The organism is Undibacterium sp. YM2, assembly GCF_009937975.1.
Taxonomy (GTDB): Bacteria; Pseudomonadota; Gammaproteobacteria; order Burkholderiales; family Burkholderiaceae_D; genus Undibacterium.
In genome coordinates this window covers 5,423,596-5,439,437 of the sequence record NZ_AP018441.1, presented here as the reverse complement: position 1 = coordinate 5,439,437, position 15,842 = coordinate 5,423,596, and the positions used below count along the sequence as shown (strand labels likewise).

At 52.2% G+C, this 15,842-nt stretch carries 11 protein-coding genes and 1 pseudogene; 4 read left to right on the top strand and 8 right to left on the bottom strand.

The annotated features are described in order from the left end of the window. The first annotated feature begins 41 nt into the window (after window positions 1-41). Window positions 42-647 (top strand): ACP phosphodiesterase, encoded by a 606-nt coding sequence (locus UNDYM_RS24890; protein ID WP_162043526.1) that lies wholly within the window; start codon window positions 42-44, stop codon window positions 645-647. Here the strand turns inward: UNDYM_RS24890 and UNDYM_RS24885 are convergent. The 3 genes from UNDYM_RS24885 to uvrA form a co-directional block, all read right to left on the bottom strand. Next, window positions 644-1,747, bottom strand: coding sequence for a patatin-like phospholipase family protein (locus UNDYM_RS24885; RefSeq protein ID WP_162043525.1), 1,104 nt, complete (start codon window positions 1,745-1,747; stop codon window positions 644-646). The genes UNDYM_RS24890 and UNDYM_RS24885 overlap by 4 nt on opposite strands. Next, the gene (pth, locus tag UNDYM_RS24880) at window positions 1,744-2,316 is read right to left on the bottom strand and encodes an aminoacyl-tRNA hydrolase (protein WP_162043524.1); all 573 of its coding nucleotides are present in this window, start codon (window positions 2,314-2,316) and stop codon (window positions 1,744-1,746) included. The genes UNDYM_RS24885 and pth overlap by 4 nt, the downstream gene beginning before the upstream one ends. A gap of 379 nt (window positions 2,317-2,695) precedes the next feature. Further along, window positions 2,696-5,635, bottom strand: coding sequence for an excinuclease ABC subunit UvrA (uvrA, locus tag UNDYM_RS24875; RefSeq protein WP_162043523.1), 2,940 nt, complete (start codon window positions 5,633-5,635; stop codon window positions 2,696-2,698). 190 nt (window positions 5,636-5,825) lie between these two features. Between uvrA and UNDYM_RS24870 the strand changes: the two are divergent. Next, window positions 5,826-7,009 (top strand): annotated as a pseudogene (locus UNDYM_RS24870) (MFS transporter). A 34-nt stretch (window positions 7,010-7,043) separates the two neighbouring features. After that, a complete protein-coding gene (gene ssb, locus UNDYM_RS24865; RefSeq protein WP_162043522.1) occupies window positions 7,044-7,541 on the top strand; it encodes a single-stranded DNA-binding protein in 498 nt (165 codons plus the stop codon). A gap of 151 nt (window positions 7,542-7,692) precedes the next feature. Here ssb and UNDYM_RS24860 read toward each other — a convergent pair whose 3' ends face one another. Together UNDYM_RS24860 and UNDYM_RS24855 are read right to left on the bottom strand one after the other, a co-directional pair. Further along, window positions 7,693-8,112 (bottom strand): VOC family protein, encoded by a 420-nt coding sequence (locus UNDYM_RS24860; RefSeq protein ID WP_162043521.1) that lies wholly within the window; start codon window positions 8,110-8,112, stop codon window positions 7,693-7,695. A gap of 24 nt (window positions 8,113-8,136) precedes the next feature. Beyond that, window positions 8,137-8,664 carry a GNAT family N-acetyltransferase gene (locus UNDYM_RS24855; protein WP_162043520.1) on the bottom strand — a complete coding sequence of 176 codons (528 nt, stop codon included), beginning with the start codon at window positions 8,662-8,664 and terminating at the stop codon, window positions 8,137-8,139. 185 nt (window positions 8,665-8,849) lie between these two features. Here UNDYM_RS24855 and UNDYM_RS24850 point away from each other — a divergent pair, with 185 nt between their 5' ends. After that, window positions 8,850-10,121, top strand: coding sequence for a DEAD/DEAH box helicase (locus tag UNDYM_RS24850; protein ID WP_162043519.1), 1,272 nt, complete (start codon window positions 8,850-8,852; stop codon window positions 10,119-10,121). An 18-nt stretch (window positions 10,122-10,139) separates the two neighbouring features. On the opposite strand, the gene UNDYM_RS24845 is transcribed toward UNDYM_RS24850, so the two are convergent. The 3 genes from UNDYM_RS24845 to UNDYM_RS24835 form a co-directional block, all read right to left on the bottom strand. Next, window positions 10,140-11,150 (bottom strand): right-handed parallel beta-helix repeat-containing protein, encoded by a 1,011-nt coding sequence (locus UNDYM_RS24845; RefSeq protein WP_162043518.1) that lies wholly within the window; start codon window positions 11,148-11,150, stop codon window positions 10,140-10,142. Between the two features lie 182 nt (window positions 11,151-11,332). Beyond that, complete coding sequence (locus UNDYM_RS24840; RefSeq protein ID WP_162043517.1) at window positions 11,333-13,753, bottom strand: TonB-dependent receptor; 2,421 nt, start codon at window positions 13,751-13,753, stop codon at window positions 11,333-11,335. A 75-nt stretch (window positions 13,754-13,828) separates the two neighbouring features. Continuing rightward, a complete protein-coding gene (locus UNDYM_RS24835) occupies window positions 13,829-15,727 on the bottom strand; it encodes a hypothetical protein (RefSeq protein ID WP_232063588.1) in 1,899 nt (632 codons plus the stop codon). Window positions 15,728-15,842: the final 115 nt, after the last annotated feature.

The following is a 15,842-nucleotide window of genomic DNA, read 5'->3' as shown; positions in this document are numbered from 1 at the left end:
AGAAGCAGGTAAATACAAAGCCAGCTATACTTGTAGCGAATATGAATTACCTTGCCCACATCTACCTGGCCCAGCATAGCGATAAAGCCATGCTGGGAGCCTTGCTCGGTGACTTTGTCAAACTCAAGGACACTGCGCTCTATCATCCTGAAATCCAGGCTGATATACAAATCCACAGGCAAGTTGATAGCTATACCGACAGCCATCCCATCGTCTTGCAGGCCAAAGCCTTGTTCCAGGACCAGCACCGCCGCTATGCCGGCATCTTGCTGGATATCTTTTATGACCATGTGTTGAGCCAGCATTGGCCACAAGCTAGCCCTGTTGCACGTCACGAATTGATACAGCGGTTTTATGGTGCCCTGCAAGAACAATCCAAAATAGTCTTACCTGATAATCTGCAGGCAGCCTTGCCGCGCATGCTGAGCCAGGACTGGCTGGGCTCTTATCATGAATTTGACGGCGTCAGAATTGCCGTAGCGCGCACTTCGCAAAGGCTGTCAAAGAATGGTGATTTGCTGCGTGCGGGCCTGGGTGATTTGCTCAGCAATTACGATGCATTGAGCAAAGGTTTCCTGGAATTTTTTCCTGAACTTGTTCAGTACGTGGCCGAGCAGCGCGAACAAAAATTATCTTTGCCAGCTTAAAAATTCAAAGCCTGTACCAGATCAAGATTTGGTTTCTCAACAAATGCTGCAAAGTCGTCGCGCATGCGTGCACTCTCGCTGATTGCCAGCTTCCAGTTCTGGATACGGAAATCATGATTCGTGCCGTAGTAAAAAAAGTCTTTACGGTCAGGCAGCTTGCCGCGTGTCAGCGTCTTCAGGAAAGACGGCGACGGTGACACCATGATCACATTGTCCAGCCACTGGCGGTTAGCGCCCATGCCTGCCCTGCGCCATGGCAAGGGCTTGTCCAGCCAGCCGGGTACGATATGGTCGGTAAAGTGCGGGTAGAGCACCAGGTCGCCATCCTTGCTGCCAGACACACGCGAATAGGGCAAGGCCAGATGGTAATCAATGATGCCGCCATCCCAGTAAGTACCTGCTGGCGTATGCGGGATATTCCTTACCGGCTCCATGATCAGCGGCAGGGTGCCAGATGCCAGCAACGACCAGCCGAGGTTATCAGTCTTTAGCGGGCAGAAGTGAGTGTCAAAACCATCGAACCTGGCTTTCAGCCAGAACAGCGGGTCACGCTCGTCACCCACGATAACGCGGTCCATATGCCTGGCCAGGCGCGAGCGTGAAGTCAGGTTGGCAAAAGTGGCGGCCACAAAACCAGCCTTGGCCTTGCTCACCGATTGTGGTGCCGTCAACAAACCACGACCACGCACTGCCAGCAAATGCAGCCTGTGCAAGGGCTGGTTGACGACTTCTGCCTCATGGCCGCCAATAAAGTCGTGCAAGAGATTCTGGATTTCGCGCGTCACATATTGGGCGGAGGGCTTTTCAGGGTAACGCTGTTCACAATACAAATCACCGAGACGCTGGAAAGCTGCCACAGGGTCAGCATGGCTGGCTGCCGCCATGCGCCAGGCACCGATAGATGCACCGATCAGCGTGCGTTCACGCGGTGCAGTTGGCAACCACTCACCAAATATCCATTGATCCAGAGCCTGCAAGATCAAACCCTTGGGGCCGCCCGCCGCTGCCGGGATGATGGCAATATCTTGCGCACGCAAGCCATGCTCGCGCAAGTGGGCGTATGCTTTGCGACCGGCATGGATTTGTATCGCTGAACTCATTTTGTCGTATGCAGTTGCATCATCGCTTCAGGAAATTTGCCTTCAACCAGCAAGGGTAGCACAGCCAGGCTATTGGCGATCGCTTCGTCTATCGGCCCCTGCTCTTCCTTGCGTGGCCTGTGCAAGACAAAGTCTGCTACACCCTGGGTTAGATTCAGGCTGCGCGGGTGGCCTATGCCTATGCGCAAACGCCAGTAATCCTGGGTGCCCAGGGCCGCAGTAATATCCTTGAGGCCATTATGTCCGCCGGATGAGCCGCCGAGCTTGAGCTTGGCAATGCCAGGCATGATATCCAGTTCATCATGCACCACCAGTACCTGGTCTGGCGTGATCTTGTAGAAGCGGCAGATCGCGCCTACCGATTGCCCCGAGCGGTTCATGAAGGTCTGTGGCTCCAGCAGCCACACTTCCTGGTTGGCGATGCGCGTCTTGCCTACCAGGGCATTGAAATTCTTGTCCCTTTGCAGGCTGGCTGGCAATTGATCTACCAGCCAGAAACCGGCATTGTGACGGGTTTGTTCATATTCAGGGCCGGGGTTACCCAGGCCAACGATCAGGCGTATGGTCATTGCTAAGCAGGTATCTTGTATAGGACTTACGCAAAACCGCCCCAGCTGCGTTGCAGCGACTCTCCTAGGAGCCGCGTACTACAGTACTGACTTCGTCGCTACGGTGTAGTTGGGGTTTCAGACAACATGTTGTCTGCCAACGTAACGAGCCTCCCTTGCAAGGGAGGCTACCTTAGCGATAGCCTTGCTGGGACAATTTTGCGTAAGTCCTGTTTTTAGTTATTGCAGAACTGATGTGCTGCGGATTGAAAGCTATTATAACCAAGCCTAAAGTACGCTCATGAAAATGCACATCGCTCAACGCAACATCACAACGCAACATCAATAAAAAAGGCGCTGTTTCCTTTGCAGGAACAGCGCCTCACATCAAGGCATTACCTTATTTTGATTTCTTCAACAGTGGCAGCAAGTACTTGCCAGTCACACTCTCAGGATTATCCGCCACTTCTTCCGGTGTACCTGTCGCAATGATCTTGCCACCACCAGCGCCGCCTTCAGGGCCAAGATCAATGAGCCAGTCAGCGGTTTTGATGACATCAAGATTATGCTCAATGATGACGACTGTATTACCCTGGTCACGCAATCTGTGTATGACCTTCAACAGCAGCGCGATATCATGGAAGTGCAAACCAGTGGTCGGTTCATCAAGGATGTACAGGGTGCGGCCAGTATCGCGCTTGGATAATTCCAGCGACAGCTTCACGCGTTGCGCCTCACCACCCGACAGGGTCGTAGCACTTTGCCCCAGGCGTATATAACCCAGGCCCACATCCAGCAGGGTTTGCAATTTGCGCGCTATGATAGGCACAACCTTGAAGAATTCATGGGCATCTTCCACCGTCATACCCAGCACTTCATTGATATTCTTGCCCTTGTAATGCACTTCCAGAGTTTCGCGGTTATAGCGCTTGCCGTGACAGACATCGCAAGGCACATACACGTCAGGCAGGAAATGCATCTCGACCTTGATGACGCCATCACCCTGGCAGGCTTCGCAACGGCCACCCTTGACGTTGAAGGAGAAACGGCCAGCGCTATAGCCACGTTCTTTTGCGGTTGGCACGGTGGCGAACAAATCACGTATAGGTGTGAACAAGCCAGTATAAGTGGCAGGGTTGGAACGTGGGGTACGACCAATAGGTGCCTGGTCGACAGAAATGACTTTATCAAAATGCTCAAGGCCGCTGACGTGGTCAAATGTTGCCGGTTCAGTTTGAGAACCATACAAGTGACGCGCAGCGACGTGGTACAGCGTGTCATTCACCAGCGTCGATTTGCCTGAACCAGAAACACCGGTCACGCAAGTCAGCAAACCAACTGGCAATTTCATCGATACTTTTTTGAGGTTATTGCCGCGCGCACCGGCAATCAGCAATTGCTTGGCCGGGTCTGCTTTCGTACGTTTCTTTGGTACGGCAATTTCCAGCGCACCACTGAGGTATTGCGCTGTCAGCGAACGCTTGTTGCCCATGATATCTGCCAGGGTGCCCTGGGCGATAATTTCACCGCCATGCACGCCCGCACCGAGACCCATATCGACCACAAAGTCGGCGCAACGTATCGCATCTTCGTCATGCTCAACCACCAGCACGCTATTGCCGATATCGCGTAGGTGCTTGAGCGTATCGATAAGCCTGTCATTGTCGCGCTGATGCAAGCCAATAGAAGGTTCATCCAGCACATACATGACGCCAGTCAGGCCAGAACCAATTTGCGATGCCAGGCGTATGCGCTGTGCTTCACCACCAGACAGGGTATCGGCACTGCGTTCCAGCGACAGATAATCGAGACCGACATTATTCAGGAAAGTCAGGCGTGCCGTGATTTCCTTGATGATGCGGTCAGCGATATCGCGCTTGGAGCCAGTCAATTTCAAGTGTTCAAAGAAATGCAGGGTTTCGCGCAAAGGCATGGCGCTGATATCGTAAATTGCCTTCTCCTGCTTGCCTGTACCCACCTTGACATAACGCGCTTCTATACGCAGGCGTGCGCCATCGCAAGATGGGCATTGTTTTTCATTGATGAACTTGGCCAGCTCTTCTTTGACGGCCATGGAATCAGTTTCGCGATAACGGCGTTGCAGATTCGTCACCACACCTTCAAAACTATGTTCCTTGATGACAGTACGGCCTTTTTCATTGATATAGGTAAACGGTATCTGCTGTTTGCCTGAGCCATACAAAATGATTTGCTGAGCAGATTCCGGCAATTGTTCATAAGGCGTATCAATATCAAATTCATAGTATGCCGCCAGGTTGGACAGCATCTGGAAGTAGAATTGGTTGCGCCTGTCCCAACCCTTGACCGCACCACTGGCCAGCGACAAGTTAGGGAATGCGACGATGCGCTTGGGATCAAAAAATTCTATATGCCCAAGACCATCACATTCAGGGCAGGCACCCATGGGATTATTGAAAGAGAACAAACGCGGTTCCAGCTCCTGCAATGAATAACCGCAAATAGGGCAGGCAAATTTGTTCGAGAATAATTGCTCATGATTGCTGTCCATATCCACAATCAGGGCACGGCCATTTGCCAGGCGCAAACAGGTTTCAAATGATTCGGCCAGACGCTGTTTGATGTCCGCTTTTACCTTGACGCGGTCGATGACGACATCAATAGAATGCTTCTCGGTCTTCTTCAGCTTCGGCAGGTTATCGACTTCATAAATTTTCGCTTCATGCGTGCCGCTCTGTACGCGAAAACGTATAAAGCCCTGTGCCTGCATCTGCTCAAACAAATCCATGTGCTCGCCCTTGCGGTTGGCAACCACAGGCGCGAGTATCATGAGTTTGGTATCGTCAGGCATGGCCAGCACGGCATCCACCATTTGCGAGACAGATTGCGCAGCCAGCGGGTTCTCCGGGTGATCCGGGCAATATGGCGTACCCACGCGTGCATACAGCAGACGCAGGTAATCATGTATCTCGGTGACCGTGCCAACAGTAGAACGTGGATTATGCGAAGTGGCTTTTTGCTCAATGGAGATGGCCGGTGACAAGCCCTCGATCAAGTCCACGTCCGGTTTTTCCATCAATTGCAAAAACTGGCGCGCATAGGCAGACAGTGATTCTACATAGCGGCGCTGGCCTTCTGCATAAAGGGTATCAAAAGCCAGTGAAGACTTGCCCGAACCAGACAGGCCGGTGATGACCACCAGTTTATTGCGCGGCAAGTCTATGCTGATATTTTTCAGGTTGTGGGTACGTGCGCCGCGTACACGTATCAATTCGCGTTTTTGTGCCAATTGAACATCACTGGCATCAAAGTCGATTTCTGCCGGTTTGGGCGCTTTTGCTGCTTTTGTGCGTGTCGTCATAATCTCTGTGCTGAATTTGGGCCGAATTGGAGGAAGTAGGCGTGCAACCTGATACTATAACGGGTTTTGAAAATCACTGCGGGCTCGCCTTTGCTTTGCGCAAACTAAATACACTGGACGAGCTTTTTTGAATATGACTATTGCAACATCTTCCGATGCATCCGCCCTGAGTGAGCAAGAGCCTGCCGGCATGAGCCGTGAGGAGATCAGCTCCAGTGCCTCCCTTGCTTCCATCTTTGCCTTGCGCATGCTGGGTCTGTTCCTCATCCTGCCGGTATTTGCGATTCATGCCAAGACCCTGCCTGATGGTGACAATGCCAGCCTGGTTGGCCTCGCCATGGGCATGTATGGCCTGAGCCAGGCCTTCGGGCAAATCCCGTTCGGGATAGCTTCTGACAAGTTTGGCCGCAAGCGCATCATCGTCATTGGCCTGTTGTTGTTCGCGATTGGCGCTTTTGTTGCAGCATCTGCAACCACAGTGATTGGTGTCATCGTCGGTCGTGGCATACAGGGCGCAGGTGCGATCTCCGCCGCCATCACCGCCCTGATTGCCGATACCACCAGAGAAGAACACCGCACCAAGGCCATGGCCATGGTAGGTGGCTCCATAGGCCTGACCTTTGCATTTTCACTGGTGGCCGCACCCTTGCTGTATCAAAGCATAGGCATGAGCGGCATCTTTGCCATGACGGGTGTCTTGTCACTGGTAGGTATCGCCGTTGTCTTGTTCATCACGCCAGAAGCACCGGCGATACGCCATGCGCCCGTGCCCCTCTCCGTGGTCTTGAAGAATACAGAACTCATGCGCCTCAATTACGGCGTGTTTGCCCTGCACCTGACGCAAATGGCCATGTTCGTCGTCGTGCCAGCCGCACTGGTGCAATATGCTGACCTGCCGGTGACCGCGCACTGGAAAGTCTATCTGCCTGTCATGTTTGCTTCATTTGTTGCCATGTTGCCAGCAATCTTCATTGGTGAAAAATTTGGCAAGATGAAACAAGTATTTGTTGCGGCAATTGCTTTATTATTATTGGTTGAACTGGGTTTGTGGCAATACCTGCAGTCCCCGGTCATGCTGGTAATTTTATTGTTTGCTTTTTTCATTGCCTTCAATATTCTGGAGGCATGCCAGCCCTCGCTGGTATCACGTATTGCCCCGCCAGCAGCCAAGGGGGCGGCTCTCGGCGTGTACAACACCTTGCAGGCGATAGGCCTGTTCTGTGGTGGTGCACTGGGGGCTGGATAAAGCAGCATATGGCAGCTTCATCCGTTTTTGTTGTAAGTGCAGTCCTGACAGCGATATGGCTGCTTATCGCTGTCAATATGCCGAATATACCCAAACGCAGCAAAACTGTCGCTGGGGCAAAGGCTTAAATTAATTTGTATCAGGAAAAATCAGGAGAATCATATGGCATCAGTGAACAAGGTCATTATCGTTGGCAACCTTGGGAGAGACCCGGAAACCCGTTACATGCCATCAGGCGATGCAATGACCAGCATCACCGTGGCGACCACCGATAGCTGGAAAGACAAGTCCAGCGGTGAAAAGAAAGAACAGACAGAATGGCACCGCATTACCTTCTTCGGCAAACTGGCAGAAATCGCCGGTCAATACCTGAAAAAAGGTTCGCAAGTCTACGTTGAAGGCAGCCTGCGTACCCGCAAATACACCGACAAAGACGGCGTAGAAAAATACGCAACCGACATCAAGGCCGACAGCATGCAAATGCTGGGCAGCCGCCAGGGCATGGGCGGCGGCGCAGGTATGGATGATGGTGGTGGCTACGGTGGTGGCGGCGGCGGTGCACCAGCCCCACGCCCACAGGCAGCCCCACAACAACGCCAGGCCCCAGCCTCACGCCCGGCACCGAATTTCTCGGATATGGATGATGATATTCCGTTCTAACCCCGAGCTTGTTTAGTACGTAAACAAAAGCCCACTTCTACACAGGAGTGGGTTTTTTCTTTTATATGATTGAAACAGGCGTGATGAATGAAGCCTTGCTTTCCAGTGTTGTGCCAATTCTCTTTGAGTCAAGACCAAAGTAAATGTTGCATTATTCCTCGGGCGAGGCCACATTCACCATCCACGAGACACCAAATCGATCTGTCAGCATGCCTGACAGTGAGGTCCAGAAGGTTTTGCTCAGGGGCATCTGTACTGTTCCACCATTGCTGAGGGCCGCGAATAGCTGCCTGGCTTCGCTGTCGTCCCTGGCTTCGAGGTTCAGTGGGAGGCCTTTGATGTCAGGCTGGGCCAGGGTTTGTATGCCGTCAGTTGCCATCAGTATGGTGTCACCTACGCGGAATGAGGCATGCATGATTTTATCCGGATCGGATGATACGCTGCGCATGGCCGGGTCTGGGCTGTCTTTCCAGCGCAGCATGACTTGCACTTCTGCACCTATGGCTTGTTTGTAGAACTGTATCGCTGCTTCGCTATGGCCGCCAAAGGCCAGGATGGTCTGGATTTGCATGGGTTGCCTCAAAGTGAGTGTTGCTTACAGTATCAATTCCATAAACCGCCAGCGGGGATGCAGGACCGCCGGTACTTCTGCGCCTTCATAGGGCTGGCAATCCTTGAATCCTGCTGCTTCGTAAAGTTTGTGGGCTGCATGCATGAAGGGTGCACTGTCGAGGCGCACGCGCTCATAGCCCTGCTGGCGTACGTCGCTGAGCAGGCGTTGTAAAAGCGCATCGCCCAGATGCAGGCCACGAAAACCTGGCAATACATACAGGCGCTTGATCTCGGCCACGCCTGGCTGTGTGCCGCGTCTGCCACCCATGGCGGCTATCTGGCCGTCTGTCTCCACCAGATAAAACATGCTGTCCAGTGTATCTGTGCCACAGATTTTGTCCAGTGCACCAGCTACATAATCTGTCAGTGGCATGCCGAGCAAGTCTTCGCTGGTAATACCAAAATCCTGTTTGATGTGTGCGGCGACCCAGCCCATGTATTCAAGATTCATGGCCAGGAGCACATCTTTGTGGCGGGCAAAGTCCGCTTGGATGAAAGTAATTGTTGTCAAAACACCGACTCCCTGATGAGTAAGCACATGTATTGCAGGGACAGGTATCTGCAGATACAGGGCGGTTTTGCACTACAATGCGCATTGATGGAGCGACATCTCCGCGCGATGAAGCTTGTGGCGCAGCTTGATTTTATAGTGTAACGCTCAATACAGAATTTCTTTTTCCCTTCTCCAATTTACCCATGACTTTTGAATCCCTAGGCCTGATCCCGGAACTCTTGCAAGCGGTCGCCACACGCCAGTATGAAACACCAACTGCGGTGCAGGCTGAGGCTATTCCGGCGGTATTGGCTGGCGAGGATGTCATGGCGCTGGCACAGACCGGTTCTGGCAAGACAGCTGCCTTTGCCTTGCCACTGTTACAGCGCTTGCAGCAAGGCATGGAAGAAAGCAGCAAACAGCGTAAAGTCAAAATCCTGATACTGGTACCTACCCGTGAATTATCCGGGCAGGTAGGCCAAACAATCGAGGCTTTGGCAGAGCATTTACCAAAGAAGTTGAAGGTGGCGGTGATTTATGGTGGCGCGTCCATCAACCCGCAAATGATGCATTTGCGTGGTGGGGCTGATATCGTCATCAGTACGCCGGGTCGCTTGCTCGATTTGCTGGATAACAATGCCCTGTCTTTAAAAGACGTGGCGACACTGGTGCTGGATGAGGCAGACCGCTTGCTGGACCTGGGTTTTGCCGATGAAATCAAACGCATACTTGAGCAATTACCTGCCAAGCGTCAAAACCTGTTTTTCTCGGCCACTTTCTCACCCGCAGTCAAAAAGCTGGCGCTAGGCATGTTGCATGAGCCTGTGCGCATCGCGATTGCCGACCTGACTGAGAACCTGCCTGATATCGCGCAAAGGGCGATATCAGTGGATGCTGACAAGCGTACCCGCCTGCTGGTGCACCTGATCAAAGAGCAGCAATGGGAGCGCGTGCTGGTGTTTGTTGCCACCAAATATGCGAGCGACACCGTCAGCAATAAATTGAAAAAAGCAGGTATCAAGGCAAAGGCATTTAATGGCGATGCCAGCCAGGGTGCGCGCCAGCACATGCTGACTGACTTCAAGGCGAACCGCATACAGGTACTGGTTGCGACTGACCTGGCGGCACGAGGTATTGACGTTGCTGGCCTGCCTGCGGTCGTCAATTATGATTTGCCGCGTTCGGCAGATGATTATATCCACCGCATAGGCCGCACTGGCCGTGCCGGTGCGAGTGGCACGGCAATCAGCTTTATCCTGGCTGAACATGAAATGCATTTCCGCCTCATAGAAAAACGCCAGGGAAAGCGTGTGCCTCGCGAGACCTTGCCCGGTTTTGAGCCTGTGGCAATTGCAACACACAAAGCAGAGTCTGATGCCAGCCCTGATGCGCCGACTGGCGGCATCAAGGGCAAGCGTAAAAGCAAGAAAGACAAGCTGCGTGAACAGGCAACAAAAGACGGGCAGATCAGCTAAAGCCCGGGCGCATACTCATTACTGGCAATGGCTCAGTGCCACATTGGCGACACCGCCTGTTGTATTCGTTACCGAGTTATTGTCACAGACGATATTGCCGGTCAGGCCTGGCTGTACATTGATGCCATAACCCTTGGTATTGAGGTTAAAACGGTTGCTGCTGAATTTATTATTCTTGCCCCAGCCAGTATAAGCCTGGTGCACCTGAAAGCCGTCCAGCAGGTTCTTGTCGCTGGAAGTGGGATGGTTATTGACGGTATTGCCGGTGATGGCGTAATTATTACCTTTGACATCAATCACACTGTCGGCATAATTTTCACCACTGATGCCGCTGCCATCGAAGGTATTGCCCTGTATCAGACCATCGGATGAACCTTCCTTGATGTCTATGCCCTCGGCATTCACATTCGGCCCTATGCTGTTGGTCAGCACCTTGTTGCGGTCACTCTTGTCCGGGTTGCATGAAGTGTAAGTGCACCAGTTGGAATTGGCTGATCCTATATATACGCCTTCACCAAAGCCAGCCTGTTTCTTGCCGGTGTTATAGATGTGGCTGTTTTTCAATACATTGTCGGTGCTGAAGGCGCGAAAATGTATGCCCTCATCATCGACATCATGCACGGTCAGGTTTTGCAGTACGTTGTTGGTGGAGGTGTCGAGAATGATGCCCTTGCCTGAATTATTGACCGTGATGCCATCAATGATCCAGTAATTCGCGTGATCGAGATACAGGCCATAACCGCCGCTGTTCACCAGCACGGCGGCAGATGAGCCGGCTGGGCCGGTCAGTTGTATGGGGGAGTCAGCCTTGCCGCTTTTGTTCTTGATGACGAACTTGTCCTTGTAGGTGCCTGCTGCCAGTTGTATTACATCACCTGCCTTTACCTTGCCGATGGCGTCCTGCAATTCCTTGGCTGTTGTGACCTTGTAAGTCGTTGCCATTGCAGGCAGTGCAATGGCTAGTAGCGTGATGAATGCCACAGCCGGTTTCAAGCTCATTGTTTTGCTATTTGATGTTGCCGATAACATGATGTACTCCTTGCTTGTTTGGATGGGATTAATTTCTCGTTATAAAAACAGACAGCAGAAAACCATCCGGCAGGAATGCCGGAATTTGAAAGGATGAAAAACGTATGAGCATCAGGAGCGTGATGAATGGTGCTGGCTGCTTATCACGTCACTTATGACGCTGCCTGAATTTGTGAAGAGGTCTAGAACTTGGCGTCCAGCCTGACACCGAAATAACGGAAGGCATCACGGGCCGGTGTCCAGGTGGTGTTGGTCACTGTCAGCACAGGGTTCGGTGCTTTGGAGCTCCAGCTACCGACACCGGTGAAACCGGTATTGGCATAGTGGCGGTCAAACAGGTTGTTGATGAAGAAGCTCAGTTTGTACTTGTTCATCTTGTCCCTGATGCCAAAACCGATATTCGTCACGCTGATCGCAGATACCGCCAGTGTAGGGTCCTGGTTCAGGTTGGTGATGACATCGCTTTGATAACGCACACTGCCTGTAATGAAAGCGTCGAAAGGCAGGTTGCTGAAGCGCAGGTCGTATTGTCCGCCTATGTTGGCTTTGATCTTGGGCGCATTCGGCATTCTGGCTCCCGCCAGGTCTTGCACGTTCTGTCCACCATACTGGGCAGACTTCAACTGGCATTCGGCATTGAAGCCACCGTTAGGGCTGCCGGCAACGTTATAGCAAGGGGCATTTGGGAACTCTGTAATCGTCGCATCGGTGTAGGCTATGCTGCCGTTCAGTATCAAGTCCCTGGTGACCAATGCCGAGACATCCATTTCCACGCCGCGTGTCTGCACGCCACCTACGCTGTTGAGGCGCGTCACATAAGTTGTCGTGCCAGGCAGATAACCACCAGAATTCTGCTGGTAGTCGCTGAACCGGCTATTAAAGGCGGCGACATTCAGCGTCAGGCGGTTGTCGAGAAAATTGCCTTTAAGGCCAATTTCAAAGGTCTTGGCAGTTTCTGATTTGACTGGTTGCTGGGCCGCAGTGGCTGCATTCAAGCCGCTGGTCAAGTCATAGGCCAGGCCTTTATAGCCGGTGGAGCCCATGGCATACACCATCAGGTTGTTATTGACCTGATGCTGCAGGCTGAGTTTGCCGGTGGTGGAATTCTCGGTATTGTCGAGGCTGGAAAAATAATCAGTCTGTACATATGCGCCAGGTGGTGGTGCGCCGACGGAGAAACGGTAACCCGAGGTTTCACGGTTATAACGCAAACCTGCGAGCAGGCTGAAGTTCTTGGCAAAGTCCCAGGTCGCCTGACCAAACACCGCGCTGTTGACGTTATACGTGTCAGTGAAATACTGGATGGGCGTGGTCAGTGCAATGCCGTTGTAGCCGCGTATGAAATGGCGTTCTATGGAATTTTTTCCATACCAGTAACCGATCACATAACGCAGCGAATTCTTGTCATTCGAGGTATAGCGCAATTCCTGGGTTTGCGATTTCACATCAAATGTGCCGTACTGTGTATAGCCAGCATTGATGCCGGCAGGTTTGCCATTCGCCAGCGGGTAGTACAGCAGGGTAGGTACATCGACAAAGTCCTGGTCGCGAGAGTCGTTTGCATAATAACGGTCGACGGAAGAGATCGAGGTCAGCGCAGAACCATCGGCAAAGTTGTAAGTGAATTTCAAGCCTGCGCCACGGCTGGTGGAAGTCTGGCCTGTCATGGTGTCATTGCGCACATCGGTGTTGTCCGCGCCTATGCGTATGCCATTCAATAAAGTCGTGGCTGGCAGTTGCGCGATATTCGACAACAGACCGCCTTGTGCCGGTGTCAGGCTGGTCAGTGCCAGCACGCAGCAGGATGTGACGGTGCTGTTATAGCGTGGCGAAAAATCGACATCGATATTGTCGGTAGGATGCCAGCTGAGTTTGGCCATGAAGGTCTTGCCGCCAGAACCATTGACCTTGCTGCCATCAGTCAGGTTATTCACATTGCCGGGGAAGCGGTTATCGCTGGCACTGAGCCTGAAGCCGAATTTCTCGGATACTTCCCCACCGTAAGTCAGGCCAAAGCGCCATTCGCCATCACTGGTATATAAGGTGCTGGCGCTACCTGCCAGCGGGCCGGAGATAGGCTTGGTGACGATATTGACCGCACCGGCAATCGCGCTTTTACCAAACAGTGTGCTCTGCGGGCCTTTCAAGATTTCTATGCGTGAGATGTCGGTCAAATCCTGGAAGGCCTTGACCTGCATGCCCATTGGGATATCATCAATGATGACTGCCACGTCAGCTTCTACACCTATGCCTATTGATGTGGTACCTATACCGCGCATATTGATGCCATTATTGGCAGGTGTCGAACCATAGGTAATCGACAATGCGGGTGACAGGTTGATGACGTCAGCGATTTCCCTGACATTATTACGCTGTAAGGTGGCATCACCGAGGACAGAAATCGCCATCGGCACATGGTCAAGTTTTTCTATGCGCTTGTTGGCCGACACCACGACTTCATTGAGTTTGCCGTCGGATGTTTCTGCAGTAGTTGCATGTTGCGCCTGTGCTGCCTGAGTCAGGGCCAGCATGGCCAGGCTGATGGCAAAGCTCAGAGGTTTGAGTTGCATGGGATGTTGCTTGTTGCTGAATTGTGCTGACATTCTTGTCTCCGGATATTGTAGTTTTGTACTATTTTTTACTGCTGATTTTTTTTGCTAAATTCTTGTTGCTAAATTTTATTGGTACCGTATCGTCCATTTGATTTTCAGTGGCTGCCCAGGCTTTAACTGTTGCGTGCTGCAACTGATATGGTTGATGAAGGGTCCAGCCGGGGTCTGGAAGTAAGCGTCGCCAACTACCCGTTTAACCATGCATTTCTCCAGGCCTTCGACGATGAATTCAGTGACACCACCTTTGCTGAAATAAATGTGATTACCATCCTGTCTGACAGCATCAGAAAAGCTGCTGAACTCCAGGCTGGCTTGCTGTATCTGTGTGTTGTCGGTCGCTGCAAATTCATCTGTCCTGTTGATGCTGCCGGGTTCAAACTGATAGCGGCTATTGAGCTTTACCCTCTCATCTTTTTGAGGCGGTTTGCCTTCACCTGTCATGCGTGTCAGCCCGCTTTGCTGATAGCTGAGAAATTCACCCTTCGCTGTCTTGCCAGTCTGGATATTGCTGATGAAGGCGGTCGCCAGCAGCTTGCTGCCATCTGTCAGCGTCAGACTAGGGATAAGCTGGGGATGGGCAAAGCCACTGTCCGGTATGCCGACGATGAGATCATTTGAAAACGGTAGCGGGTAGTAGGGGCTGTTCGCATGCTGGCCTGCACCGCCATTGGCCAGTAACAGGCTGAACACATGCTGGCGGTCGCGATAGATAGCCAATGCCCTGTCATACTCACCGCGCGCAAACCAGTTGAAGCTGAACCGTGGCTGGGTTTTATCTGCCCATGCTTGCAGGTCAGCCAGCGGTATACGCTGGTCATAACCGAGTTTGTGCCAGATGGCATTCGTCGTCAGCAATTGATGCAGGAGCGAAAAATTTTCACCCAGCACCCTGTGCGCACCACGGTAGGCATCGGTTTTCCTGCCCTTGCCCCACAAATCGACGGAGTGCAATTGTGGGTCATACCAGACGCTTAAAAACTTGCTGAATACGCGGGTGGAGTAGGCATAGGCGTAATCTTTTTCCGTGGGCGTCAAGACATCCAGATAAGCAGATGCCGACAGAATTTCGAGTATCGCCGTATCACCATAAGCGCCTATGCTGCGGCCAAAGCTGAAGCCATCGCCCTTGTCATTTGCCATATTCAGGGCGATGTCTGCGGCTTTCCTGAGTTTCAGTTTCAAGTCAGGCCGGACTTCCTTGCCGGTTTCTATGAGCCTGTGGCAAATCTCGGCAATCAATAAAATACTGTAGCGGTCAAAGCGGCCTTCACCATCGGTTTCATCAGAAAAACCATATTCGCCAGAGTGGGCATCGTAATGCGCCAGCAGGGTGTTCAAAAGTTTTTCACTGCCACTGGCATCTTCCCAACCGAGCAACATGCGCAGACGTGCCACGCCAAATGCCACGCCATAATAATTGGTCGGCAAGTTGATGAGTTTCAGGTCAGCTTCATTGACAAAGCTGCGCCAGTCCAGTTGTTTCTTGAGTTTGGTCAGGGTGGCCGGACTGACTGCCTGCTCCAGCAAGCCCGCTTGCTGTATCTGTTGCAGTGCCAGCAAATAATAGTAAATGCCCCAGGTATGGTTTTCCATATCAACGGTCATGTCGGCACTGGTACGGAAATTTTCTGCAGCCTTGCGCCTGGCTTCTGGTGTCAGGGCAGGGTTCAGCATTAAATGGGCGAGGCCGGTGGCGATTTTCCCTGACAGGAATTTGTCCTTGCCATTGAAAGCAGGGTAACCCGCCAGTGTGGTTTGCAATCTCTCGGTCAGCAGTTTTTGCGACAGGTAGTCAAGCTGGGGATACAGCGATTCCTGCACCATGGTGTTCATGGGCAGTAGTTGCGCTTGTGCCGCTTGCGAAGGCAGGTTGGCGTTGGCTGAGGCTGTCAGATTCCAGGCAAGTGCAGATGCTGTGATGCAAAGCTTGTACAGATTGTTGAGTATGGGATTGCGGTAAGACATACATCTCCTGATTTTGTTATGTCTCCCTGTATATGCAGCTTCGCGCTTGTGCTTCAAAGCATTTAGGAAAACGTTTAACTAAATAGTAGATGAATTCAAATTGAAGGTAAACCTG